Annotated in this window: 22 protein-coding genes and 1 riboswitch; of the genes, 10 read left to right on the top strand and 12 right to left on the bottom strand. The window is 67.5% G+C overall.

From position 1 onward, the window contains the following. Positions 1-9 precede the first annotated feature (9 nt). Positions 10-218: riboswitch (cyclic di-AMP (ydaO/yuaA leader) on the bottom strand. Positions 219-364: 146 nt separating this feature from the next. After that, positions 365-1,060 (bottom strand): metal-dependent transcriptional regulator, encoded by a 696-nt coding sequence (locus ACU18_RS14440; RefSeq protein ID WP_050686625.1) that lies wholly within the window; start codon positions 1,058-1,060, stop codon positions 365-367. A 277-nt stretch (positions 1,061-1,337) separates the two neighbouring features. Here ACU18_RS14440 and serC point away from each other — a divergent pair, with 277 nt between their 5' ends. Then, a complete protein-coding gene (gene serC, locus ACU18_RS14435) occupies positions 1,338-2,468 on the top strand; it encodes a phosphoserine transaminase (protein WP_050686624.1) in 1,131 nt (376 codons plus the stop codon). 176 nt (positions 2,469-2,644) lie between these two features. Here serC and ACU18_RS14430 read toward each other — a convergent pair whose 3' ends face one another. Next, positions 2,645-3,337, bottom strand: coding sequence for a DUF3027 domain-containing protein (locus ACU18_RS14430; RefSeq protein WP_050686623.1), 693 nt, complete (start codon positions 3,335-3,337; stop codon positions 2,645-2,647). Positions 3,338-3,343: 6 nt separating this feature from the next. Beyond that, a complete protein-coding gene (locus ACU18_RS14425; RefSeq protein WP_050686622.1) occupies positions 3,344-3,727 on the bottom strand; it encodes a cold-shock protein in 384 nt (127 codons plus the stop codon). 205 nt (positions 3,728-3,932) lie between these two features. Here ACU18_RS14425 and ACU18_RS14420 point away from each other — a divergent pair, with 205 nt between their 5' ends. Genes ACU18_RS14420 through ACU18_RS14410 form a run of 3 tightly spaced genes read left to right on the top strand, consistent with a single transcriptional unit; the run spans position 3,933 to position 8,325 of the window. Beyond that, positions 3,933-4,166, top strand: coding sequence for a hypothetical protein (locus ACU18_RS14420; RefSeq protein ID WP_050686621.1), 234 nt, complete (start codon positions 3,933-3,935; stop codon positions 4,164-4,166). Between the two features lie 10 nt (positions 4,167-4,176). Then, the gene (locus ACU18_RS14415; protein WP_050686620.1) at positions 4,177-6,669 is read left to right on the top strand and encodes a helicase-associated domain-containing protein; all 2,493 of its coding nucleotides are present in this window, start codon (positions 4,177-4,179) and stop codon (positions 6,667-6,669) included. A gap of 9 nt (positions 6,670-6,678) precedes the next feature. Further along, entirely contained in the window at positions 6,679-8,325 is a 1,647-nt protein-coding gene (locus ACU18_RS14410; protein ID WP_050686619.1) for a DNA repair helicase XPB, read from the top strand. 3 nt (positions 8,326-8,328) lie between these two features. Here the strand turns inward: ACU18_RS14410 and ACU18_RS14405 are convergent, their stop codons facing one another. Further along, positions 8,329-9,198, bottom strand: a complete 870-nt coding sequence (locus tag ACU18_RS14405) for a hypothetical protein (RefSeq protein ID WP_050686618.1) — start codon at positions 9,196-9,198, stop codon at positions 8,329-8,331. Between the two features lie 5 nt (positions 9,199-9,203). Continuing rightward, entirely contained in the window at positions 9,204-9,461 is a 258-nt protein-coding gene (locus ACU18_RS14400) for a hypothetical protein (protein ID WP_050686617.1), read from the bottom strand. A 334-nt stretch (positions 9,462-9,795) separates the two neighbouring features. Here ACU18_RS14400 and ACU18_RS14395 point away from each other — a divergent pair, with 334 nt between their 5' ends. Continuing rightward, positions 9,796-10,296 carry a DUF427 domain-containing protein gene (locus ACU18_RS14395; protein ID WP_050686615.1) on the top strand — a complete coding sequence of 167 codons (501 nt, stop codon included), beginning with the start codon at positions 9,796-9,798 and terminating at the stop codon, positions 10,294-10,296. 30 nt (positions 10,297-10,326) lie between these two features. Here the strand turns inward: ACU18_RS14395 and ACU18_RS14390 are convergent, their stop codons facing one another. Continuing rightward, the gene (locus tag ACU18_RS14390) at positions 10,327-11,511 is read right to left on the bottom strand and encodes a phosphotransferase (protein WP_197273590.1); all 1,185 of its coding nucleotides are present in this window, start codon (positions 11,509-11,511) and stop codon (positions 10,327-10,329) included. Between the two features lie 133 nt (positions 11,512-11,644). Here ACU18_RS14390 and ACU18_RS14385 point away from each other — a divergent pair, with 133 nt between their 5' ends. From ACU18_RS14385 to ACU18_RS14375, 3 genes are all read left to right on the top strand, one after another. Continuing rightward, a complete protein-coding gene (locus tag ACU18_RS14385) occupies positions 11,645-12,358 on the top strand; it encodes a response regulator transcription factor (RefSeq protein ID WP_050686611.1) in 714 nt (237 codons plus the stop codon). Between the two features lie 2 nt (positions 12,359-12,360). Further along, positions 12,361-13,881, top strand: a complete 1,521-nt coding sequence (locus ACU18_RS14380) for a sensor histidine kinase (RefSeq protein ID WP_050686609.1) — start codon at positions 12,361-12,363, stop codon at positions 13,879-13,881. A gap of 96 nt (positions 13,882-13,977) precedes the next feature. Further along, on the top strand, positions 13,978-14,265 hold the full coding sequence (locus ACU18_RS14375; RefSeq protein WP_050686607.1) for a WXG100 family type VII secretion target: 288 nt from the start codon (positions 13,978-13,980) through the stop codon (positions 14,263-14,265). Between the two features lie 150 nt (positions 14,266-14,415). Here ACU18_RS14375 and ACU18_RS14370 read toward each other — a convergent pair whose 3' ends face one another. Then, on the bottom strand, positions 14,416-15,429 hold the full coding sequence (locus tag ACU18_RS14370; protein WP_050686648.1) for a ribonuclease HI family protein: 1,014 nt from the start codon (positions 15,427-15,429) through the stop codon (positions 14,416-14,418). Positions 15,430-15,721: 292 nt separating this feature from the next. Between ACU18_RS14370 and ACU18_RS14365 the strand changes: the two genes are divergently transcribed. Further along, positions 15,722-17,029: an ABC transporter substrate-binding protein gene (locus ACU18_RS14365; RefSeq protein ID WP_050686605.1), complete on the top strand. Its 1,308-nt coding sequence runs from the start codon at positions 15,722-15,724 to the stop codon at positions 17,027-17,029. A 78-nt stretch (positions 17,030-17,107) separates the two neighbouring features. On the opposite strand, the gene groL is transcribed toward ACU18_RS14365, so the two are convergent. From groL to ACU18_RS14340, 5 genes are all read right to left on the bottom strand, one after another. Further along, entirely contained in the window at positions 17,108-18,736 is a 1,629-nt protein-coding gene (groL, locus tag ACU18_RS14360) for a chaperonin GroEL (protein ID WP_050686603.1), read from the bottom strand. A 288-nt stretch (positions 18,737-19,024) separates the two neighbouring features. Continuing rightward, positions 19,025-20,305: an ABC transporter substrate-binding protein gene (locus tag ACU18_RS14355; protein WP_050686601.1), complete on the bottom strand. Its 1,281-nt coding sequence runs from the start codon at positions 20,303-20,305 to the stop codon at positions 19,025-19,027. Further along, positions 20,305-20,511: a cold-shock protein gene (locus tag ACU18_RS14350; RefSeq protein WP_050686599.1), complete on the bottom strand. Its 207-nt coding sequence runs from the start codon at positions 20,509-20,511 to the stop codon at positions 20,305-20,307. Before ACU18_RS14350 ends, ACU18_RS14355 begins: the two co-directional genes overlap by 1 nt. A gap of 159 nt (positions 20,512-20,670) precedes the next feature. Then, a complete protein-coding gene (locus ACU18_RS14345; protein WP_050686597.1) occupies positions 20,671-21,306 on the bottom strand; it encodes a LytR C-terminal domain-containing protein in 636 nt (211 codons plus the stop codon). A gap of 48 nt (positions 21,307-21,354) precedes the next feature. Further along, entirely contained in the window at positions 21,355-21,684 is a 330-nt protein-coding gene (locus ACU18_RS14340) for a DUF3263 domain-containing protein (RefSeq protein WP_050686595.1), read from the bottom strand. Between the two features lie 147 nt (positions 21,685-21,831). Between ACU18_RS14340 and ACU18_RS14335 the strand changes: the two genes are divergently transcribed. Beyond that, on the top strand, positions 21,832-22,602 hold the full coding sequence (locus tag ACU18_RS14335; RefSeq protein ID WP_050686594.1) for a uracil-DNA glycosylase: 771 nt from the start codon (positions 21,832-21,834) through the stop codon (positions 22,600-22,602). The last annotated feature ends 9 nt before the right edge of the window (positions 22,603-22,611 follow it).

Raw genomic sequence — 22,611 nt, 5'->3', positions numbered from 1 at the left:
GTCAAGAACGGTTCCTCTCTGGAAAAGCCTGCGGAGTTAGCTGTCGGATTCGGGTCAGAGAGTTCGTTCGACCCGGTCCGCGCGGGCAAGCTTTGGCACAGGGGTATCCCGTAGGATCCTTCACTGGAGAGGCTTGCTGCTGACGGACTTCACCCCAAGGCAGCCCCCGCTGCCGGTTGTGGTTCCCCCGCCTCTGCCAGAAATGACTTGTGCGCCTGATCCGCTGGCAGAGCTCGGCTCCGGATCAAGTAACGCTTATGTATCAACGCTTAGGTTCAACTATATCCGTTACCCCCGCATAGTAACAATTCCGTTATCTTTGCGTAACCCGCTCGGGATTGGGTAAGTGCGGCGTCGGGCAGCGTCAGTTGACCGCGACGAAGACGTGCGCTGCCACTTCAGGGGGCAGTTCCAGGGCACCTTCGATGCCGGCCACGCGGACGGAGATGTAGTCGCCAACGCGCTCCAGCGAAACGGCTGCGCCGGGCCGGATGCCGCCTTCGTCGAGCTGGACCAGAAGTTCCGGTTCAACCTGGATGGGCTCCGCCAGCCGGCTCACCGTCACCGAGGAGGCGGGGCCGTAGGACTTCATGGCTTCGAGCAGGCTGACGGCTCCGTCCCGGAAGCCGTTGCCGGGCTGGCCACCCAACGCCGCGAGGCCCGGGATGGGGTTGCCGTAGGGCGACTCCGTGGGGTGGTTCAGCATCTCGTAGATACGCTTCTCCACGCGTTCGCTCATCACGTGTTCCCAGCGGCAGGCCTCGTCGTGGACGTACGCCCAGTCCAGGCCGATAACGTCCGCCAGGAGGCGCTCGGCGAGCCGGTGTTTGCGCATGACTTCGGTGGCGCGCTTACGGCCGGTCTCGGTCAGTTCCAGGTGCCGGTCCCCGGACACCACCACCAGGCCGTCACGCTCCATCCGGCCGATGGTCTGCGAAACCGTGGGCCCCGAGTGCCTCAGCCGTTCCGCGATGCGGGCCCGGAGGGCAACGATGTTTTCTTCCTCAAGCTCCAAAATGGTGCGAAGGTACATCTCCGTAGTGTCGATAAGATCCGTCATCCAGCTCAGCTCCTCGAGCGCAGTACCTTGCGTTGTCCCACCGTACCGCCCAGACGGCGGCGTAGTCCGTGGAAAAGCTTAGCCTATTTTGAGTTTGTCCGAATAGATTCGGCTCTTCTGCCGGACTGTCTCAATGACTGGACTATGACGGGTGCGGTTCCCGCCGAAACACCACTTCAGGCACAATTGGAGGGTCCGGGCCGAGGGCCGCTGACCACTGGCGGCCGGCACCCAGCCGTCCCGGCGCAACAACTTCCACGCCGAAATTGGAGCACCTGTGAGCGAAACCAGCATCACGATCCCCGCCAACCTGCTGCCCCGGGACGGACGGTTCGGCGCCGGACCCTCCAAGGTCCGGCAGGAGCAGATCGATGCTCTTTCCGCCGCGTCCAAGGCCATTCTGGGGACCTCCCACCGCCAGGCTCCGGTCAAAAACCTGGTGGGCTCCGTCCGCTCCGGCCTGAGCCAGTTCTTCCGCGCCCCCGAAGGCTACGAAGTAGTCCTCGGCGTCGGTGGCTCCACCGCATTCTGGGATGTTGCCAGCTTTGGCCTGGTTGAGGAGAAGGCGCAGCACCTGTCCTTCGGTGAGTTCGGTTCCAAGTTCGCAGCCGCCACCAACAAGGCCCCGTTCCTGGCGGCTTCCTCCATCATCAAGGCGGAGCCGGGCACCCGTCCCACGGCACAGGCAGAGGCCGGTGTGGACGTCTACGCCTGGCCCCAGAACGAAACCTCCACTGGCGTCTCCGCCCCGGTGCGCCGCGTCGCGGGGGCCGATGAAGGCTCGCTGGTTCTGGTGGATGCCACCTCGGCTGCCGGCGGGCTGGACGTGGACGTTGCCGAAAGCGATGTCTACTACTTCGCCCCGCAGAAGAACTTTGCCTCGGACGGCGGGCTGTGGCTGGGCCTGTTCTCGCCGGCCGCACTGGAGCGTGCCGCGCGGATCAAGGCCGGCAACCGCTGGATCCCGGATTTCCTGGACCTGCAGACGGCCATCGACAACTCCCGGCTGAACCAGACCTACAACACCCCGGCGCTCTCCACCCTGGTGACCCTGGACGCCCAGGTGCAGTGGCTGAACAGCAACGGCGGCCTGGACTTTGCTGCCGGGCGCACCGCCGATTCGGCAGGCCGGATCTACAGCTGGGCCGAGGCTTCGGAGTACGCAACACCGTTCGTAGCCAACCCGGACGAACGGTCCAATGTCATCGCCACCATTGATTTCGATGATTCCGTGGACGCCGCGCAGGTGGCAAAGGTCCTGCGAGCCAACGGCGTGGTGGACACCGAACCCTACCGCAAGCTGGGACGCAACCAGTTGCGCATTGCCACGTTTGTTGCCATCGATCCGGACGACGTGACCGCCCTGCTGGCCAGCATCGACTACGTGGTGGGCGAACTGCGCAAATAGCGCGCAGCGACATGTCCTGAACGCACGACGGCGCCGCCCGGCTAAACAGCCGGGCGGCGCCTTTTTGTTGTGGTGCGGAGTGCCGTGGTGCGGAGTGCTTGGTGCGGAGTACTTTGGTCAGAAAATGCCGTGCGGAGTGCTGGGGCTTCGGCGGGAAAAACCGGGCCCGCGGGGCCTTAGTCTCCCCGGCCGCCGAAACCGGCACTGTCCGGCGAGTCTTCATCCTCGTCCGTTTCGGCGTCGTCCGCGTCATCGTCGTCATTGTCGTTAGCTGCATCAGCTGACACAACTGCGTCGTGTTCCTGGCCTTCCGGCACCTGGTCCGCAACGTCGTCGTCCGTTTCTGCGGCATCCGCATCAGCAGAGCTGTGGGCCGGCGCGTCCCGGTGCCGGCGTTCCTGCTCCTGGGCAGCCTGTTCCTGCTCATCCTCAGGCCGGACGCGTTCGGCCCACGGCACCCATTCAGGGGCGAGGATGGATTCCCCGGACGGTAGCATGCCGAGCTCGTTGACGGTGACCGTCTTGGAGCGGGAGTTGCGGGTCAGCACGGCGTACCACTGCCAGCCCTGGTAGCCGGCGAGCCTGGACTCGAACAGGTGCGTCACCAGGCGGTCGCCTTCGCTTTTGGCGGCCAGGTGCCGGCCAACGGCGCCAGGTTCGGTGATGCCCTCGACGGCGGCGCGGGCCGAATCCACGGCTGCGGCCAGGAAGGCATCCGGCTTTCCAACCCGCCAGACGGGCACACCGGCGCCCCGCTTGGGCGCGGCCGGTGCGGGGGCTGCCGCAGCAGGGGTGGCCTGGTCAGCGGCCGGGGCGTCAGCGGCCTGGTCCTGCAGCACCGCTTCCGGCTGTTCAGCTTGGGGGTTCATGGTTGCCTAAACGTCCAGCTCGTCGGCGACCTTGCGGAGGGCAGCGGCGATGGCCTTGCCCTTGTTGCCTTCCGGGTACTTACCGGCCGACAGGGTGCCGGACAGGTTATCCAGCACACTCACGAGGTCCTGGACCAGGGGCGCCAGGTCCTTGGCGCTGGGCCGCTTGGCCTTGGCCAGGGACGGCGTTTTGTCCAGTACCCGCAGGCCCAGCGCCTGGGCACCCTTCCGGCCGTCAGCGACGCCGAACTCCACACGGGTGCCGGCCTTGAGTTCCGTCACACCCTCGGGCAGCGACGATTTGGGCAGGAATACTTCCTGCCCGTCCTCGCCGGCGAGGAAGCCGAACCCTTTGTCCTTGTCATACCACTTGACCTTGCCGGTAGGCACGTAATCAACCTTCTTCGTCTTAATGTCTGGGGACCCGGCCGGCCACCACCGCGTCCGCACTGTGGTGCGGGTTCAGGGTATGGCAGCTGCGGACCGTCTTGGTCTGTATCCTTCAAGGTTATCCTGCCCGGTGCCACATTCCCGCTTTACCGGGCCCCACGGGAGCCGTTCACCCCCGCCGCCGCGGGCCTGTAGCGTTACTTCCATGACACCCCCGCGCTACCGCAGGCCCCTGATGATTGCGGCCGCAGCCATTGCCCTGCTGTCCCTGGCCGCCGTTGCAGCCGTTATGGCGCTGGCCTTCGCCGGCGCCGTGGCTCCGCCCTGGGTGACCTACTCCGCCCTTTACGGGCTGCCGCTGGCATTCATCCTGATGCTCTTCCTGGTTCTGGACAGTGTTGCCGGGCGTCGCCGGGCAACAAAGCCTGACCGGCGGTAACGTTGGACTGATGTCCCTCATTCGCGCGCTCAGCAAGGACTTGGCCGCCCGCACCGATGACTCGCTGCGGGCGCTGTTTGCGGCGCGGCCGGACCTTATCTCCCCGGGCGTCCCGGATTTCGCCGCGCTGGCGGCCCGGGCCAGTGCGCGGGTCAGCGTCCAGCGGGCGCTGGAACGGCTTAACCGGCCGCAGATGCAGGTCCTGGAAACCCTCCACCTGTGCACCAACACGGACACCGGCCACAGCGCGTCCGCCGCGGGGCTCCGCAAACTCATCACCGGGTCCACCGCCGCCACCGTCGACGGCATCCTGGCCACCCTGCAGGAAATGGCGCTGGTCCACCGGGCAGCCCCACCGTCCGGAACCGCCGCCGGGCCGGCAAAACACCGGTTTTACCTGCCTGTGGGCTCCTTGAAGGACGTGGTGGGGATTTACCCGGCCGGGCTCGGCCGCAGCTACACGGAACTGGTCCGGCTCCAGCCCGCGTTTGCGCAGCGCGCCGTTCAGCTGGTTTCCGAACTGCACCGCAGCGGTGCGGACATCCACGATGCCACCACCCCCATGGAAGCAGCTCTGGCCCTGCAGCATTGGACGTCATCGCCGGAGGGACTGCACCATATCCTCGCAGGGGCACCGGCAAGGACCACGGCGTTGCTCGCCAGGTTCCGGAACTGGGCCATGGGCGCCGTCCCCCAGGCGCAACGCAAGGCGTCGATCACCACCGAGGGTGCCGACGTCGGGCCCGTGGACTGGCTGCTGGCCCGCGGCCTGCTGGTGCCCCTGGACGCGGCGCATGTGGAACTGCCGCACAGCGTGGGCACGTCGCTGCGCGGCGGTGTGGTTATCGACGACTTCAGCCTTACCCCGCCCCGCCCCGAGCTTGGCCGGACCACCGCCGCGTTGCGCAGGAACGCTGCCCTCAGCGCCATCTCGGAGACCCTGCGCCTGGTGGGCGAGCTGCTGCACGCCGTTGGCGAACAGCCGTTGGCAACCCTGCGCAGCGGCGGCGTGGGCGTCCGCGAAACCCGCAGGCTGAGCGAGGTGCTGCGCCTTGACCAGACCCGGGCGGGGGTGCTGCTGGAACTGTGCGCCCTGGCGGGCCTGATCCGGCTGGACGTGGACACCAGTTCCTGGGTGCGCCCGGCGGACCTCGAATGGCTCCTTGTGCCCCGGCAGGAGCAATGGTTGTGGCTGGTCAACGCCTGGCTGGCCAGCGAGCGGGTGCCCTCCCTGGTGGGCCAGCCCGGCGCCGGGCCCGCAACGGGCCACCGCGCCCCGGGCGGCGGTGCCATCGTGGCGCTCTCCGCCGAGGCGCAGCGCCCCGACGCCCCGGTGGTGCGCAAACGGATCCTGGAAATCCTGAAGGAGCTCACCGACGAGGCAGGGGCGCCGGACGGAACGGCGCCCGTGCTGGACGCAGTCGCGGTCCTCCAGCGCGCCGAATGGTCGCAGCCCAGGATGGCCCGGCGCTTCAGCTCCCTGATCCGCGGCGTCCTCGCCGAAGCCGAGCTCCTGGGCCTGGTGGGATCCGGCGCGTTGACCCAGCTGGGCAGTGCCGTGGCGGCGGACCAGCAGGACGATGCGCTGGACATCCTGGGCGAGCACCTGCCCGCGGCACTGAACCACGTGCTGCTCCAGGCCGACCTGACCGCCGTTGCCCCCGGCTACCTGGCACCGGCCCTGACGGAGCAGCTCCTGCTGATGGCCGACGCCGAGGGCCAAGGACCTGCAGGGATCTACCGCTTTTCGGCCGGGTCCATCCGCCGGGCCCTGGACAACGGTTTTGATGCCGCCGGGCTGCTCGCCTTCCTCCGCGAGCACTCGGCCACTGCCGTGCCCCAGCCGTTGGAGTACCTCGTGGCGGACACGGCATCCCGGCATGGCAGGCTCCAAGTTGGGCCCGCCGCCAGCTTCATCCAAAGCGACGACGAGGCCGCCCTGCAGGAGCTCCTCTCCGGCCCCCGCGCGGCCGCCCTGGGCCTGGTCCGGATCGCCCCCACCGTGCTGGTGGCCTCCGTGGCTCCCCGGGAAGCCGCGCAGGCCCTCCGCAGCCTGGGCCTCTCCCCCGCGGTGGATAACGGGGACGGGCCAGCGCTGCGGCTCCGGCGGACCACCGCGCCGCAGGAGAACGGCCGCCCGGTCTATTCCGCGCCGCGGACCGCGCCCCCGGCTGAGGACGTGGAGGCGCAACTGGCCGTGCTGCGGCAGGTGGGGGCCGCCGTCGGCAACGGAACATCCGGTGCCGGCGCATCCGGCAACGGGCACTCCGGCGAGGTGGCCACCCAGCTGGGGCTTGAGGCGCTGCAGCGGGCCATCCGGCTCAAGCAGAAAATCAGCATGAACGTGGTGGACAGCCTGGGGAATGCCAACCTGGAAATTGTTGTTCCGCTATCCGTAAGCGGCGGCCGGGTCCGGGTGTTTGACCCTGCCAGGGAAACAGAACGGGTCCTGTCCGTCCACCGCATCATCGATATCGAGGCCGCAGGGGAACTGCGCCAGTAAAGGACCCCCGTGAACGACGGACCCCTGATCGTCCAGAGTGATAAAACCATCCTCCTGGAGGTGGACCACGAGCTCGCCACCGAAGCCCGGCACGCGATCGCGCCCTTCGCGGAACTGGAACGCGCCCCGGAACACGTCCACAGCTACCGGCTCACCCCGCTGGGCCTGTGGAATGCGCGGGCCGCGGGCCTGGACGCCGAACGGGTCCTGGATACGCTGCTGAAGTACTCCCGGTTCCCGGTACCGCATTCGTTGCTGGTGGATGTGGCCGAAACCATGTCCCGGTACGGCCGGTTGCGGCTGGAAAAGGACCCCCAGCACGGCCTGGTGATGCGCACCGACGACTATCCGGTCCTGGAGGAAGTGATCAGGGCCAAAAAGATCCAGCCCCTGCTGGGCCCCCGGATCGACGGCGAGACCGTTGTGGTGCACGCCTCCCAGCGGGGCCAGCTGAAGCAGCTGCTGCTGAAGATCGGCTGGCCTGCGGAGGACCTGGCCGGCTACGTGGACGGCACCCCGCACCTGATTGCGCTCAAGGAAGAGGGTTGGCAGCTGCGGCCCTACCAGCAGCAGGCCAGCGAAAACTTCTGGTCCGGCGGCAGTGGAGTGGTGGTGCTGCCTTGCGGCGCCGGGAAAACCATTGTGGGCGCAGCGGCGATGGCCACCGGCTGCACCACCACCTTAATCCTCGTGACCAACACGGTGGCTGCCCGGCAGTGGAAGGACGAACTGCTCAAACGCACCACCCTGACTGAGGATGAGATCGGCGAATATTCCGGTGCCGTCAAGGAGGTCCGGCCGGTCACCATCGCCACCTACCAGGTCCTCACGCTCAAGCGCGGCGGCCTGTACCCGCACCTTGAGCTGGTGGACGGCCACGACTGGGGCCTGATCATCTACGACGAGGTCCACCTGCTGCCCGCCCCGATCTTCCGGATGACGGCGGACCTGCAGGCCAGGCGCCGGCTGGGCCTGACCGCCACGCTGGTCCGTGAGGACGGCCGCGAGGGTGAGGTCTTCAGCCTGATCGGCCCCAAACGCTACGACGCGCCGTGGAAGGACATCGAGTCGCAGGGCTACATCGCGCCGGCGGACTGCGTGGAGGTCCGCGTGGACCTGCCCCACGACGAACGGGTGGCCTACGCCATGGCCGAGGACGCGGACAAGTACCGGCTGTGCTCCACGTCAGAGTCCAAGACCCTGGTGGTGGAGCGCCTGGTGGAAAAGCACCGCGACGAACAGCTCCTGGTGATCGGACAGTACATCGACCAGCTGGACGAGATCGGCGAGCGCCTGGCCGCCCCGGTGATCAAGGGCGACACGTCCGTGAAGGAACGCCAGAAGCTGTTCGACGCGTTCCGGGCCGGGGAGGTCAGGACGTTGGTGGTGTCCAAGGTGGCCAACTTCTCCATCGACCTTCCGGAGGCCTCCGTGGCCATCCAGGTGTCCGGCTCCTTCGGCTCGCGCCAGGAGGAAGCGCAGCGGCTGGGCCGGTTGCTGCGGCCCAAGAAGGATGGCCGGGCCGCCCGCTTCTACTCCCTGGTGGCCAGGGACACCCTGGACCAGGAGTTCGCCGCCAAACGGCAGCGGTTCCTGGCCGAGCAGGGGTACGCCTACCGCATCCTCGATGCCAAGGATGCGGACCGGCCGGGCTGATCCCTAGGTGACACTTTCGTTGCTGTCCCGCTCCATGGTGCCGGTCCGCGGATCGAACTGCGGACGTTCGTAGGCCAGTTCGCCGCCGCTCCGGCCGCCGTGCGGGCGCCCATGGTCCGCGAATTCCTCCCGGAAAAACGCCAGGCACCATTGCCCCATCTGGATCCGCGCGCCGGTGCGGAGCACTGACGGCCCGGTTCCGGACACGCTGCCGCTGACGCTGCCGTGCGGCACCAGGATGTACTCGTCCCGGCCGTCATGGACCACCTCGGCGTGCAGCCCGTCGAGCCCTTCGAGCAGGAGCCCGGAACCGGGGTCGCTGCCGATGCTCAGCGATTCCTGGTCCAGGGTCACCTCGCGGGGGACCTGGCCGGTCCAGCTGGCCGCGTCCTGGACAAAGATCAGCCGGGGCCGGCCACTGCCCCGGGTGTAGTGGGTGGTGGTGATCCGGCGGGTGATGTTCCGCCGGACCGTGGGGAGCAACGGCAGCGGGGTGGCAGGTGGCAGCAGGGGCACACCCGCGGCCTTGCGCCGGCCCTGCCGGGCCAGCGGCATCAACGCGCCCAGCTTTCCCAGCTTGATGTTGGCGCTGCGGGTGACGAGCCGCTGTGTCGCGGGGCTGTTCACCGCCCCCAGGCTCAGGATGGTCCCGTCCGGACCGGCCAGCGTCACACTCACGCCTTTGCCGGCCAGCATGTCGGCGAACGGCCGGACGTCATCCAGGGACGGCAGCCCGCCGCCGCCCACCGGCGCCAGGCTGTCCAGGGATACCGTCACTTCCGTGCCGGCCGCACGGGCAGTCCCGTTGGTGACGGTGCCTGTCCCGTCCGTGTAGGAAAAGTCCACGTCGATATCCAGGCGGTACTCGGCCATAACAGTCAGCTGCGGTTCAGATCGGACCCGGCGGCGTCCTTGTCGCTGGTGGTGACGCGGAGGCTGCCGTTGAGTTTCCACGTTGCCCGGGGCGCGTCCGGCCCGATGTCGCGGGGTACCTCCACGGTCATGTCCACAAACTGGTAGTTGATCGCGGCGCCCTTGCCGGTCAGGTAGGACCACATTTCCTCGGCCAGGTCAGCCCAGTCGCGGATGCTGCGGTCGGTGGCGCCGTTGCTTTCGGTGGCACTTCCATCGGTCATGGTGTTTCGTCCCCTTCGGTTGGGCAGGAAATCTATCTGATGTTGCCTCAAAGAATGCTGGGACGTGCCGGCAGCCGGATTCACCGGCCCCTGACCGGACGGGCCCAACACCCCTCACTGTATTCCTGACCCGGGGCAGGGGGAATACGTCCGGCGGTGAACGTTCCGGGGCGGATTTGGGTTCCCGGCCGGCGCTTCAGCCCGCCTCTTTCCGGGGTTCCCGACGGCGGAACCCGCCCGGGTGCCGCAGGCCGCCTGTCCGCGCTGCCGCGCAGGCCCGGCGTGGGTCCGCCCCGCCGGCGCACCCACGGGATGGATCGTGCACACTGGAGGCATGACGACTGCAAAGACCCCACTGGTCCCCCTGCCCGGGCAGGAGTCCGTCTGGGACTACCCCCGGCCGCCACGGGTGGAACCCAGCAGCGAAAGGATCCGCATCTTCCTGGGCGGGGCCCTGATCCTGGACACGTCGGACTCCCTCCGGGTCCTGGAGACAAGCCACCCGCCCGTCTACTACTTCCCGGCGTCGGCGTTTGTGCCGGGTGCGCTGGAACCGGCCCCAGGCAGCAGCTTCTGCGAATTCAAGGGCGCTGCCCGGTACCTGACGGTCCGCGGCGGGGATGCCGCCGCGGAGGGCGCCGCCTGGTTTTATCCGGAGCCCGTGGCCGGCTACGCGGCGCTGGCCGGCCATGTGGCGCTCTACCCTGGCCGGATGGACAGCTGCGAAGTCGACGGCGAGCGCGTCAGGCCGCAGGCCGGCGGCTTCTACGGCGGCTGGATCACGGACCGGGTGGTGGGCCCGTTCAAAGGTGAGCCGGGGACCATGGGCTGGTAAATACGCCGGCCCGCGGCGCCGCAAGGCCGGCTACCAGCCGGCGCCCAGTGCGCCCAGGATAAAGCGGGCCATCTCCAACCGGCCTGCCACGAGGTCATCCAGCCCGGGCGTGGGCGGCCCGCCCAGGCGGTCAAACGGCAGCACCCCCAACCCGCTGAACAGGGCCAGCGCCGCCACCATCCCGTGCCGGACCTCCGACGGTACCGGCTCCGCACCGGCGTCGGACATTCCTTCGCAGTAGGCCTCCCCGCACAGCGGGGCGAGGCGGTGCAGCTGGTCGCCGGACAGGTCCCCGGAGTTCACACGGCCGGCCAGCAGCTGGGCGAGGTCGAAGCCTGCGGGGCCGCGGCCGAAGTTTCCCCAGTCCACCACGGCGAACCCGGTCCGGCTGCCGTTCGCTGCGGGACGGCGCAGCATCAGGTTCTGCGGGCTCGCATCACCGTGGACGGGGAGCTGCGGCAGTGCCACCAGCCCGTCCATCAGGTCCCAGCAGTCGTCCGCGAGCCGGCGCAGGCCCGTGATGACCGCTTCGTCAGCGGCCCCGGTAACCGCCGGATGCTGCCAGATGTCATTGCCCTGGATCATCGGGATCAGCAGTTGGGACCCCACGCCTTCCAGGTAGAACCGGAGGCGGAGGATCGTGGTGGCGTCCGCCACCTGCGCCACGCACCCGGCTACTTCCGGGCTGCCGGAGATCCTGCCGAGGGCGTACGCTGCGTCAGCGTACTCCGCATCGGACCAGTTGGCAGCGGCACCGGCGGCGTCCGCCATCCAGATCAAGGTCCGCTGCGGGTCGATTTCGGTGATGAGATACGCGTCGGGCATCCAGGCGACGTCCGGCAAGGCCGCTGCCAGGCCGGAGGCGTAGGCCTGCGCTTCCGTGCGCCACGGGTAGCGCAGGCCGAGCTGTTCGCGGAGGTCCGGGGGCACCACGTCGATGCCTGACCACAGCAGCGGCGACTGCGTGAGCTTGGCGACCACGCTGAAGCGCTGGTCGCCGGGACGACCGTCGCCCTCGTGTGCCCGTGCCGTGCCGGTGATCCGCCACAGCCCGCCCGTGGTCATGTTGGCGCCGGGCGGGGTGATGCTTTCCGCCTGCACTTCCGCCAGGTCCGTGACGCTGCGCCGGAGGGACGCTGCGGCGACGGCGGGAAGGTCGGCTTCCAGCAATGCGGGTATCCGGTGGTCCGGGCCGGCCGGCTTTATGCCATCCATCGACGTCCCCTTGCATAGTGGGGCGCCAGTGTATCGCCGCCGGCTCCTTGGTGGAAGACCAACGGGTCCGGCTCCCACCTGGCTTCCACCGTGCATCCAGACAACTCCCAGTGTCTGGGAGCATGATGGGAACATGAACAAGACCGGCCCGGAGGCTAAGCTCCTCGTTGTGGATGACGAACCCAACATCCGTGAACTGCTGTCCACGTCCCTGCGGTTCGCCGGGTTCGAGGTGGTCTCGGCTGCCAACGGCCGCGATGCACTGGCAGCAGCCGAAGCGCACGCGCCGGACCTCGCCGTCCTGGACGTTATGCTGCCCGACATGGACGGCTTCACCGTCACCCGGCGGCTCCGGGCCTCCGGAAAGCACTTCCCCGTGCTTTTCCTCACGGCCAAGGATGATACGGAAGACAAGGTCACGGGCCTTACGGTGGGCGGGGACGACTACGTCACCAAGCCTTTCAGCCTGGATGAAGTGGTGGCGCGGATCCGCGCTGTCCTGCGGCGGACTCAGCCCACCCTCGATGACGACGACGCCGTCATCCGCGTGGACGACCTGGAGCTCGACGACGACGCCCACGAGGTGCGCCGCGGCGGCACAGTGATCGAACTGTCCCCCACCGAGTTCAAGCTCCTGCGCTACCTCATGCTGAACCCCAACCGGGTGCTGTCGAAGTCCCAGATCCTGGACCACGTCTGGGAGTACAACTTCAACGGCGACGCCTCGATTGTTGAGTCCTACATCTCCTACCTGCGCCGCAAGGTGGACCTCGACCCGGAGGCGCCGGCACTGATCCAGACCAAACGCGGCGTGGGCTACGTGCTCCGGACGGCCGAAAAGCGCTGACCTTGGTACAGCGATGGAAATCGGCGTCCCTGCGGTCCCAGCTGGTGGCCATCATCATGGGCCTGCTGGTGGTGGCGCTGACCGTCACCGGCGCCGTGACGCTGACCCTGATGCACAGCTACCTGCAGGGCCAGGTGGACGACAAACTGAATGCCGCTGTCGCCCTCGCCGGCAAGCAGCAGTCGTTCAGCCAGCTGCAGGCCCCCACCAATCCCAGCGTCCCCACTGACTATTCGCTCATCCTCTACCGGGACCAGCAGGATCCTTATCCGCTCGGCGGGGATAAGCAGAACCATCCTGACATCCAGGACATCTCCGCAGCCCAGGCCGAAGCCCGGAACCGGGTTCCGTTCCAGGTGCGCGGCACCGACGGGGAAAACTGGCGCGTGGTCGCCGTCAACGTTGTCCTGAACAACAGCGAGAAAGGCGTCGTTGTCATCGGGCTGCCGCTGCAGAGCGTCGACGATGTCCTCAGCCACGTGACCCTGGTGGTGACAGGCGTGGGCCTACTGACCCTGCTGCTGGCATCGCTGATCGGCAGCTGGACGGTGAGCCGGTCCTTCCGGCCGCTGGCCCGGGTGGAGAAGACGGCAGCCGCCATCGCCGCCGGTGACCTGGCCCGGCGCGTGGAAGTGGACAACCCCCACACGGAGTTGGGCAGGCTGGGCAGTTCCCTGAATGCCATGCTGGCCCACATCGAGACTGCCTTCGCTGCGCGGACGGCATCGGAAGCGAAGATGCGCCGGTTCGCCGCCGACGCCTCCCACGAGCTCCGCACCCCGCTGGTCACCATCCGCGGCTTCTCCGAGCTGTACCGGCACGGCGCCCTGACCACGCCCGAGGACGTCTCCACAGCCATGGGCCGGATCGAAAGTGAAGCCAAGCGGATGGGCTCCATGGTGGAGGACCTGCTGCTGCTGGCCCGGCTGGACGAGCAACGCCCGCTGCAGGAAAAACCCGTGGATCTCCAGCTGATAGCCCACGACGCCGTGGTGGACACCCAGGCCAGCGACCGGTCGCGGGTGGTTTCGCTCACCGGGATCGACGGCGGCCCTGCGGCCCCCGCCCCGGCGCTGGGGGACGAAGCCAAACTCCGCCAGGTGGTGGGGAACCTCGTGGGCAACGCCATGCGCTACACGCCCGATGGCAGTCCTATTGAACTCGCCGTGGGTGTCCGCACCGTTGATGGCCGGCCGGCCTCCGTCATTGAGGTGCGGGACCATGGTCCGGGCATCTCCGCCGAGGACGCCGGCAAAGTTTTCCAGCGGTTCTACCGCGCGGATACCTCCCGCACCCGCGAAACCGGCGGGAGCGGCTTGGGCCTGGCCATCGTGGCAGCGATCGTGGGCTCCCACGGCGGTTCGGTGCGGGTGACGGATACCGACGGCGGCGGGGCAACCCTGGTGGTCAGCCTCCCCTTCCGCGAGGACACTCCGGCAGCGGACCCCGACGCGTCAGGCGACGGGGCAGCGGACGCCCGCGCAGCGGGCAGCGACGACGGGGTTATCCACATACAGCGCTAGTCCCGTGGCGGTGCCCCGGTGGTGTCCATAGGCTCGATTGCAGCAGCCCGGACCTTCCGGGCAGGGCACGTGCCCGCTGGAGCGAAAGGCCCCGCCATGAGCATCATCTCCGTCGATACCGAACTTCTCCAGGTGAAATCCGCTTCCGTCCAGGCCACCGTTGAACGGATCAGCGCAGACGTCCACGCCATGAAGAGCGGACTGGACGAGCTGCAGGGTTCGTGGCGGGGCGCCGCCGCCACCAGTTTCCAGGCACTGATCACCGAGTGGACCCTGACGCAGGGCCGGGTGGAAGCTTCGCTGGCGTCCATCAACAGTGCCCTGGCGTCCGCCGCCGCCACGTATGCCCAGGCCGAGCAAGGCAACACGCAGCGGTTCGGCTGAGCCCGCGGTTCGGCGGAGCTTTCGATTCGGCTACGCTTTCGGTTCGGCGAAGCTTTCGGTTCGGTGCAGCTTTCGGCTCGACTGGGCGAAGCTTTCGGTTCGGTGCAGCCCTGTGGCGCCGGGGTCCGGTGACGGAGGTGCGCTGCGCGCTCAGGCCTCCGGGGTGCCCTGGTGGAACCGCAGCCGCCAGCGGGCGCCGTCCAGCACCCAGAGTGAGCTCCGGAGGGTAGTGCCTGCGCGGCCGAAGCTCCGGTAGGTCAGCAGGACCGAGGTGTCTTCGATCCGGTCGGCTGACAGGATTTCAATGTCGGTCCGCTCCCCCGGATCCTCCTCCAGCGCCATCATCATGGCATCCCGGGTCCACATCCGCCCCGAGCTGCCGATCTCCACAAAGTCGGGGTGCAGCAGCACAGCCGTCCGGCCTATGTCGCCGCGGACCAGCGGGCCCAGAAGCTCGCGCTCCAGTTCCTCCACGATCGCCTCAGGGGCACCGGCGCCGCCGGCGGCCTGCGCGGGCTCTGCAGTGTCAAAGGCCTCGGCGGCCAGTTCGCTGAACAGGTCCGGCGCATCGTAGCCGGGTTCCAGCCGCGGCCGGGCACCCGGTCGGGCGGACCCGGCAGCTGGTGCCGCGCTGTGTGGATCCACCGATACACGTGGTTCCACCCCGGCGCCAACCACTGCCGTTCCTGGGTAGCCCGAGTCCGGAAAACCGGGTCCGCTGCGGGGCGCCACACCTTGCTGGAACGCCGTCGCAGCTGCCCGGGCACGATCGTCGGCGGCCTCGTTGAGGTCGTGGCCGGCGTGCCCCTTGACCCATTCAAACCTGTATTTCCGGCCTGCGAGTTCCCGGTCCAGGTCCTTAAGGAGGTCCACATTCAGCACTGGCTTGCCGTCGGCCTTGCGCCAGCCTTTGCGCTTCCAGCCCGGCATCCACTTGGTGATTGAGTTGATGACGTACTGGCTGTCGCAGAGGATGTGCAGGTCCTCGCCAGGCAGGTGCGCCGTGGCGCGGAACAGGTCCAGCACCGCCATCAGTTCGCCCTGGTTGTTGGTGCCATGCGGCCAGCCACCAGCCCGCCAGCAGTCGTCATCCACGTACCAGGCCCATCCGGCGGGGCCGGGATTTCCCAAAGCCGAACCGTCAGCCGCTGCAGTAATCGTCACCGGTCCATCCTGCCAGAGAGCCAGGACATTCCCGATTCCGGGCGGCATGGTGCCGTTCCGATTCCGGGCGGCATGGTGCCGTTCCGATTCCGGGCACACCGCGCTCTGCTGACCCCTGATGCAGGCACGTTCTTCGCATTTTTCGGAAAGCGGTTACCGAAAAAGTCTTGACGAGACCCCCGCGGTGGGAAACAATCACTTCTACAACCTGAGAAAACGTTTTCTCATGCGGAGTGAAATGAATGTCCCGCTCCCAGGGAAACGTGCAGACCATCACCAGGAAGGTTCATCAATGACGATCCCTACCAGCCTCGGCAGGCGCTTCCGGCTCGGCGCAGCCGCCGTAGCCTTCTCCATCCTTGCAACCGGCTGCGGTGCCGCCGGAAGCTCCAACAGCGACGAAGTGACCTTGCGCTTTGCCTGGTGGGGCAACGAGTACCTGAACGCCCAGACCGAAAAGGTCATCGCCGCTTTCGAAGCCGAACACCCGAACATCAACATCGAATCCGAACCCGGCGAATGGGGCGGCTACTGGGACAAGCTGGCTACCAAGACGGCCGCCAACGATGCCCCTGACGTCATCCAGATGGACCAGAAGTACATCGCAGAGTACGGCGGCCGCGGCGCCCTCCTGGACCTCGCCAAGCAGGACGGCATCGACACCGGAAAACTGGACAAGGAAGCCCTGGCCTCCGGCCAGTACGACGGGTCGCAATACGGGCTCAGCACCGGCCAGAACGCCTACGTGATCATGGCCAACACCAAGGTCTTCGAAGCCGCCAACGTCCCGATCCCCGATGACGCCACCTGGACCTGGGACGACTTTATGGACACGGCAGCGAAAATCAGCGCGTCCGGCGACGGCAAGACCTATGGCGCCGCCTACGGCAGCAACGAGGCAGACCTGATCATTTGGCTCCGGCAGCACGGCGAAGCCCTGTATTCCGCTGATGGAAAGCTGGACTTCGACACCACAACCGCCGCCTCCTTCTGGGAACGGCTGAAGGAACAGCGCGATTCGAAGGCCAGCCCACCGGCCACGGTGGCAACGGAGGACTCAGGGGCCGGCCTGGAGGAAAGCCTCTTCGGCACCAACCGCGTAGGCATGGCCTGGTGGTGGACCAACCAGCTGGGTTCCCTTGAAGCCACCACCGGGGGCAGCATCAAGATGCTCCGGGCCCCCAGCACGGACGGCTCCTCGGCGGACAATGGCATGTACTACAAGCCCACCATGTTCTGGTCCGCGTCGTCCCGGTCCAAGCACCCGGCCGAGGCCGCAACGTTCATCAATTACCTGACCAACAACCCTGAAGCCGGCAAGATCCTGATGACGGACCGCGGCGTGCCCACCAACACGGACATCGTCCAGGCCATCACCCCGGACCTGAAGCCGGCCGACACCACGGTGGTGTCCTTCCTGAAGGACATCTCCCCGGACATCAAAACCGCGCCCGCCGTCCCGCCCGTTGGCGCCGGCAGCGTCCAGAACGTCATCAAGCGCTTCACTGACGAGGTGCTGTATGACCGGCTTAGCCCGTCAGCTGCAGCCGAAGGCTTCCGGATGGAAGTTGACGAAATGCTTTCCAGCGCACGTAAGTAAAAGTCCACACAAAAGCGGCCCCCTCCGAGGAGGGGGCCGCTTTGGTGTACGGCGGGACTGGTCCCGGCGAAGGGGTGACTAGAAGCCGCCCATGCCGCCCATGTCGTCGCCGCCGCCTGCGGGGGCGGGGTTCTTCTCGGGCTTGTCAGCAACAACTGCCTCGGTGGTGAGGAAGAGACCGGCAATGGAGGCCGCGTTCTGCAGGGCAGAGCGGGTCACCTTGACGGGGTCGTTGATGCCGGCTGCCAGCAGGTCGACGTATTCGCCGGTGGCTGCGTTCAGGCCGTGGCCTGCGGGCAGGCCGCGGACCTTGTCAACCACAACGCCCGGCTCCAGGCCGGCGTTGTAGGCAATCTGCTTCAGCGGAGCGTCGATGGCAACGCGGACGATGTTGGCGCCCGTTGCTTCGTCGCCGGAGAGCTGCAGGTTGGCGAACGCCTTGGCGCCGGCCTGGATGAGGGCGACGCCGCCACCGGCGACGATGCCTTCTTCAACGGCTGCCTTGGCGTTACGCACGGCATCTTCGATGCGGTGCTTGCGCTCCTTGAGCTCAACTTCGGTAGCGGCACCGGCCTTGATGACTGCAACGCCGCCGGCCAGCTTGGCCAGGCGTTCCTGCAGCTTCTCGCGGTCGTAGTCCGAATCGGAGTTTTCGATCTCGGAACGGATCTGGGCAACGCGGCCGGCAATCTGGTCGGCGTCGCCTGCACCCTCAACGATGGTGGTCTCGTCCTTGGTGACAACAACCTTGCGTGCCTGGCCCAGGAGTTCAAGGCCTGCAGTTTCGAGCTTGAGGCCAACCTCTTCGGAGATGACCTGGCCGCCGGTGAGGACGGCGATGTCGGCCAGCTGGGCCTTGCGGCGGTCGCCGAAGCCCGGAGCCTTGACGGCGACTGACTTGAAGGTGCCGCGGATCTTGTTCACGATCAGCGTGGCCAGGGCCTCGCCTTCGATGTCCTCGGCGATGATCAGCAGCGACTTGTTGGACTGCATGACCTTTTCGAGGACAGCAACCAGTTCCTTGACGTTGGAGATCTTGGAGTTGACGATCAGGATGTACGGGTCCTCGAGGACCGTTTCCTGGCGCTCTGCGTCAGTGACGAAGTACGCGGAAATGTAGCCCTTGTCGAAGCGCATGCCTTCGGTGAGCTCGAGTTCCAGGCCGAAGGTGTTGGATTCCTCGACCGTGATGACGCCTTCCTTGCCCACCTTGTCCAGGGCTTCGGCAATCAGCGCACCGATTTCGTCGTCACCGGCAGAGATCGATGCCGTGGCAGCGATTTCTTCCTTGGTTTCGATTTCCTTGGCGGAGTTCAGCAGCTCGGCAGTAACTGCCTCGACTGCCTTCTCGATGCCGCGCTTGAGGGACAGCGGGTCGGCGCCGGCGGCAACGTTGCGCAGGCCTTCCTTGACCAGTGCCTGCGCCAGCACGGTGGCAGTGGTGGTACCGTCGCCAGCGACGTCGTCCGTCTTCTTGGCAACTTCCTTGACCAGCTCTGCGCCGATCTTCTCGTAAGGATCGTCCAGCTCGATCTCCTTGGCGATGGAAACACCATCGTTGGTGATCGTGGGGGCGCCCCACTTCTTTTCGAGGACGACGTTGCGTCCACGCGGGCCGAGGGTGACCTTAACGGCGTCGGCGAGGATGTTCAGGCCCCGCTCAAGGCCGCGGCGTGCCTCTTCATCAAATGCAATGATCTTGGCCATAACGGCAGTAGTCCTTTCGGGGACAGACGTTAAGAATGAACCTTCGCTGCGGTGCCCGCGACGGACGACCTTTCGCCGGTGGCCTCTGTATGCCCCCGGGTCCGGGTCTCACTTCAGGAAGGTGTTTCTCTCGCTCCGAATCCGGCGCCAGGCGCTGCCGGCCGGAACCGGACATCGCTTAGCAGTCGATACGTCAGAGTGCTAACTCAATAATTAGCACTCTCCACGTGTGAGTGCAAGCGAATGAAGGCCTGTTCCGCTCTGCGCAAAGAGGCGTGAACCGGTGTCTTAGCTCCCGGCCCGGCCCGCCGTCTCGGTGCCTGTGGCTGCCGGCACGTTGTCGTCGCCGTACCTGAACACGCTGTAAGTGGCAGCGGTGATGTCCCCGTTGGCGTCGAAGGCAACCGGCCCTGACTCGCCGTCGTAATTGATCCCCCGGCCCGAACCCGCTGCCGGAAGGCAATCCGCGTAGGAAAGGCAAGGCGTCAACGCCGGAGCCGTCGCGGTTGCCTCGGTTGTTCCGCCGGATACGGCGATCAGGTTGGCGGCGATGGATGCGCCGGAGTCATCGTCCGCCTTGGCTGCGGCCAGCACGGCCAGGGTGACGGCGTCGAAGGTTTCGGCGGCGAAGGAGACGTCTTTGAGGTCCGGCGCCACGGCCAGCAACCGGGCCTGGAAGGCGGGCGTGGGCAGCTTGCCGGGGACCAGGGCGCGGGCCCCGGTCAGTGCTTTGGGGGCCAGTGCGGAACCGTACCTGGCGAAGGCGCCGTCGCTGAGGATAAGGTGCGTGCCGGGAATCCCCGCCTTGGCCAGTTCCTGCAGGGCCCCTTCCGCGCCGTCACGGGCGATGAGGATTACGGCTCCCGGGGCCGCGGCACCTGCTGCTGCCGCCGCGCTGCGTGCCTCTCCGGGTTTAAACGCGGTGTTGGCCACCACGTCCAGGCCGGCCTCGCGGGCCGCCTCCGCAGCGGCGGTGGCCACGTCCTTGCCGTAGGCGCTGTCCTGGTACAGCACCGAAACTGTGGTGGCGCCGCCGTCCCCGGCGAGTTTGGCGAGCAGCGGGCCCTGGGCAACGTCCGCGGCCGCGGTGCGGAAGTAGTAGCCGCCGCTGTCGATGGCGGTGAGGCCTGCAGCCGTGTTGGCGGGCGAGATGAGTGGCGTGCGTGCACGGGAGAGCACATCGATGGCTTCGGCGGCATGGCTCGAATCGGTGGGCCCGATGACCACGTCCGCTTCGGATTCCACCAGCCGGTGGGCCTGGGCTGCCGTGTCCCGCCCGGCCGTGGCAGGCAGGAGTTCCACCTGCCGGGCCTTGAGCCCGCCGGCGGCGTTGATTTCCTTGACTGCCAGCCTGGCCGCGGCCTGCTGGGAATCGTTGAGATAGCTTCCGTCGCCGGTGTTGTCCAGGATAAGGCCCACCCGCAGGACGCCGTCACCGGAAGCAGCGGCCGTTGCGGCCCCATCGGTACGGGCGTTGCCGGTCATCCCGGAGCATGATGCCAACGCCATGGAGGCGCCCACCATCAGCCCCAGGGTCAGCGGAAAACGGCGGGTCGCGGGAATGCCCATCACCCTGCGGGCCGGACGTTATCGGCCTGCGGGCCCTTTTCGCCTTCGCCCACGTCGAGTTCCACGCGCTGGCCTTCGTCCAGGGCCCGGTAGCCGTCCCCCTGGATGGCGGACCAGTGGACAAAGACGTCATCGCCGGACCCGTCCACGGTGATGAAGCCGTAGCCCTTCTCCGCGTTGAACCACTTGACGGTTCCCTGTGCCATGCTGACCCACCCATTTTTCCGTTGGGCCCGTCAGCGGCGCCGCGTAGGGCACCGGATCCGGACCAAGCCTGAAATGTCACTCTAGCCAATGTCCGGCCGCTGCCGCTGGCGCCGGTCGGGGCTGCCGGGAATAGTTATTCGGGCGTGACCGGACGGGCGTTACTGGAAACCGGGGCCCACCACAACCACCAGCGGCACCTGGAATTCGGTGCTGCTCACCACTGTGGGGATGTCCAGGAGGACTGCGAGCGCCTGCGCGTTGGCCTGCTGCTCGGCTCCTGCATAGAAGATGACGGAGCCCTGCTGCGGGGCACCGGCCCAGTTGCCAACCTGGCCCAGCTGCCAGCCATCGGACTGCACGGTGGCGCCAACACTGGTGGCCAGCCCTGCGATACCGGCGGCGTTATAGACGGCCACGGGCTGGGTCTTGTCAGCGGCCGCTGCGGTGGTTGCCGGGGCGCTGGGCTCCTGCGATGCACCGGCGGCGGGTCCCCCGGTGCTGGCCGGAGCGGGTTCCGCGGACGGCGAGGTGGTATCCCCGGGTGCTACGGCCGACGGAGCGTCAGTCCCTGCAAGGGGCGCTTCCTGGCTGGTGCCTGCCTGGCTGCCGGGACCGGTGAAACCGAGTTTGGGGAGGACCAGGAAGGACACCAGTCCGATGGCCAACGCGGCGATTCCCACGGCCAAAATGGGCCACAACCGCGTCCGGGACGGGGCCGTTGCCGTTCGGTGGACACCTTGGCGGGACGCGGTCTGGGGAACCTTGTCGAATTCGTCGCGGGCGTATTTGGTCATGGGAAATGACATCCTTGCTGGTCGCTGCTGGCGTCCTGGCGGGGGCGACTATGCGTCGGACCCCAGGCGCCGCGCGGTACGGGCGCGGTGACGGGACGTACGTAGTCTACGCAATCTCTTCACCAGCATGGGATCGTGCGCCAGCGCATCCTCGCTGTCGATCAGGGCGTTGAGCAGCTGGTAGTAGTGGGTGGCGGAGAGGTCAAACAGTTCCCGGATGGCCTGTTCCTTGGCCCCGGCGTACTTCCACCACTGCCGTTCCAGGGCCAGCATCCGCTGTTCACGCTCGCCCAGGGGCGAGTCCCGGAGCGTGAAATCCGCCAGTGGAGAGGTCCGCGGCTCCTGCGCAGGCACGTGTTCGTGTGCTGGTTCCGCCACGGCGCACTCCTTCGCTGGTTGCAGTCAATGTCCACCCCCATGGTACGGACGAATAACAGGCTTGTCATTTGCTCCGGTGGATGGTCCGGAGCCGTGAAGGGCCCGCCCGGGCCACAACATAGCGGGCGGTCCTGCCACAATGGGACGGTGGCTGAAACCGACGCACTTTTCGACCTGGACCCGGAGCCCGCGGATGCCGGCGGCTTTGCCGCCCTGGTGGATCGCCCCCTGCCCGGGCTGATGGCACCGGACTGGGCGGCGGCACTGGCCGGGGTGGAGGACGAACTCCGGAGCGTCCTGCGCTTCCTTGCCGCCGAAGCCGGGGCCGGGCACCCGGTCCTGCCGGCGCCGTCGAACATCCTGCGCGCCTTCCGCCAACCGTTGGCGGACGTCAGGGTCCTCATCATGGGCCAGGACCCGTATCCAACGCCCGGGCACGCTGTGGGGTTGTCCTTCGCGGTGGACCGCCGCACCCGTCCCATCCCCCGAAGCCTGGCCAACATCTACCGTGAGCTGGAGGCCGACCTGGGCCTTCCGCCGCGGGTCCACGGCGACCTGGCAGCCTGGGCGGGCCAGGGCGTCCTGCTCCTGAACCGGGTCCTGTCCGTGCGGGCCGGGACTGCAGGGTCGCACCGGGGCAAAGGCTGGGAGGCGGTCACGACGGCGGCCGTCACCGCAGTGGCGGGGCGCACCGCAGCGGACGGGACGCCGACGCCGTTGGTCGCGGTGCTGTGGGGCAAGGACGCGGAGGGGATCCGGCCGCTCCTGGGCGGCACACCCGTGGTCGCCAGCGTCCACCCCAGCCCGCTCTCCGCGTCCCGCGGGTTTTTCGGTTCCCGGCCGTTCAGTGCCGTGAACCGGCTGCTGCAGGAGCAGGGCGCTCCGGGCGTAACCTGGGAGCTCCCGCCGGCGCCCTAGCTTAGGCTT

The organism is Arthrobacter sp. ZBG10, from assembly GCF_001238605.1.
Classification (GTDB): domain Bacteria; phylum Actinomycetota; class Actinomycetes; order Actinomycetales; family Micrococcaceae; genus Arthrobacter.
This window is presented reverse-complemented; position numbering and strand designations above follow the sequence as displayed.

Excerpts from the sequence above, each read along its gene's own strand:
- ACU18_RS14415 (WP_050686620.1), top strand. The coding sequence starts at position 4,177 with ATGTCCCTCATTCGCGCGCTCAGCAAGGACTTGGCCGCCCGCACCGAT.
- ACU18_RS14405 (WP_050686618.1), bottom strand. The coding sequence starts at position 9,198 with ATGGCCGAGTACCGCCTGGATATCGACGTGGACTTTTCCTACACGGAC.
- groL (WP_050686603.1), bottom strand. The coding sequence starts at position 18,736 with ATGGCCAAGATCATTGCATTTGATGAAGAGGCACGCCGCGGCCTTGAG.
- ACU18_RS14400 (WP_050686617.1), bottom strand. The coding sequence starts at position 9,461 with ATGACCGATGGAAGTGCCACCGAAAGCAACGGCGCCACCGACCGCAGC.
- ACU18_RS14345 (WP_050686597.1), bottom strand. The coding sequence starts at position 21,306 with ATGACCAAATACGCCCGCGACGAATTCGACAAGGTTCCCCAGACCGCG.
- ACU18_RS14385 (WP_050686611.1), top strand. The coding sequence starts at position 11,645 with ATGAACAAGACCGGCCCGGAGGCTAAGCTCCTCGTTGTGGATGACGAA.
- ACU18_RS14390 (WP_197273590.1), bottom strand. The coding sequence starts at position 11,511 with ATGGATGGCATAAAGCCGGCCGGCCCGGACCACCGGATACCCGCATTG.
- ACU18_RS14395 (WP_050686615.1), top strand. The coding sequence starts at position 9,796 with ATGACGACTGCAAAGACCCCACTGGTCCCCCTGCCCGGGCAGGAGTCC.
- ACU18_RS14420 (WP_050686621.1), top strand. The coding sequence starts at position 3,933 with ATGACACCCCCGCGCTACCGCAGGCCCCTGATGATTGCGGCCGCAGCC.
- ACU18_RS14350 (WP_050686599.1), bottom strand. The coding sequence starts at position 20,511 with ATGGCACAGGGAACCGTCAAGTGGTTCAACGCGGAGAAGGGCTACGGC.
- ACU18_RS14430 (WP_050686623.1), bottom strand. The coding sequence starts at position 3,337 with ATGAACCCCCAAGCTGAACAGCCGGAAGCGGTGCTGCAGGACCAGGCC.
- ACU18_RS14375 (WP_050686607.1), top strand. The coding sequence starts at position 13,978 with ATGAGCATCATCTCCGTCGATACCGAACTTCTCCAGGTGAAATCCGCT.
- ACU18_RS14355 (WP_050686601.1), bottom strand. The coding sequence starts at position 20,305 with ATGGGCATTCCCGCGACCCGCCGTTTTCCGCTGACCCTGGGGCTGATG.
- ACU18_RS14440 (WP_050686625.1), bottom strand. The coding sequence starts at position 1,060 with ATGACGGATCTTATCGACACTACGGAGATGTACCTTCGCACCATTTTG.
- ACU18_RS14365 (WP_050686605.1), top strand. The coding sequence starts at position 15,722 with ATGACGATCCCTACCAGCCTCGGCAGGCGCTTCCGGCTCGGCGCAGCC.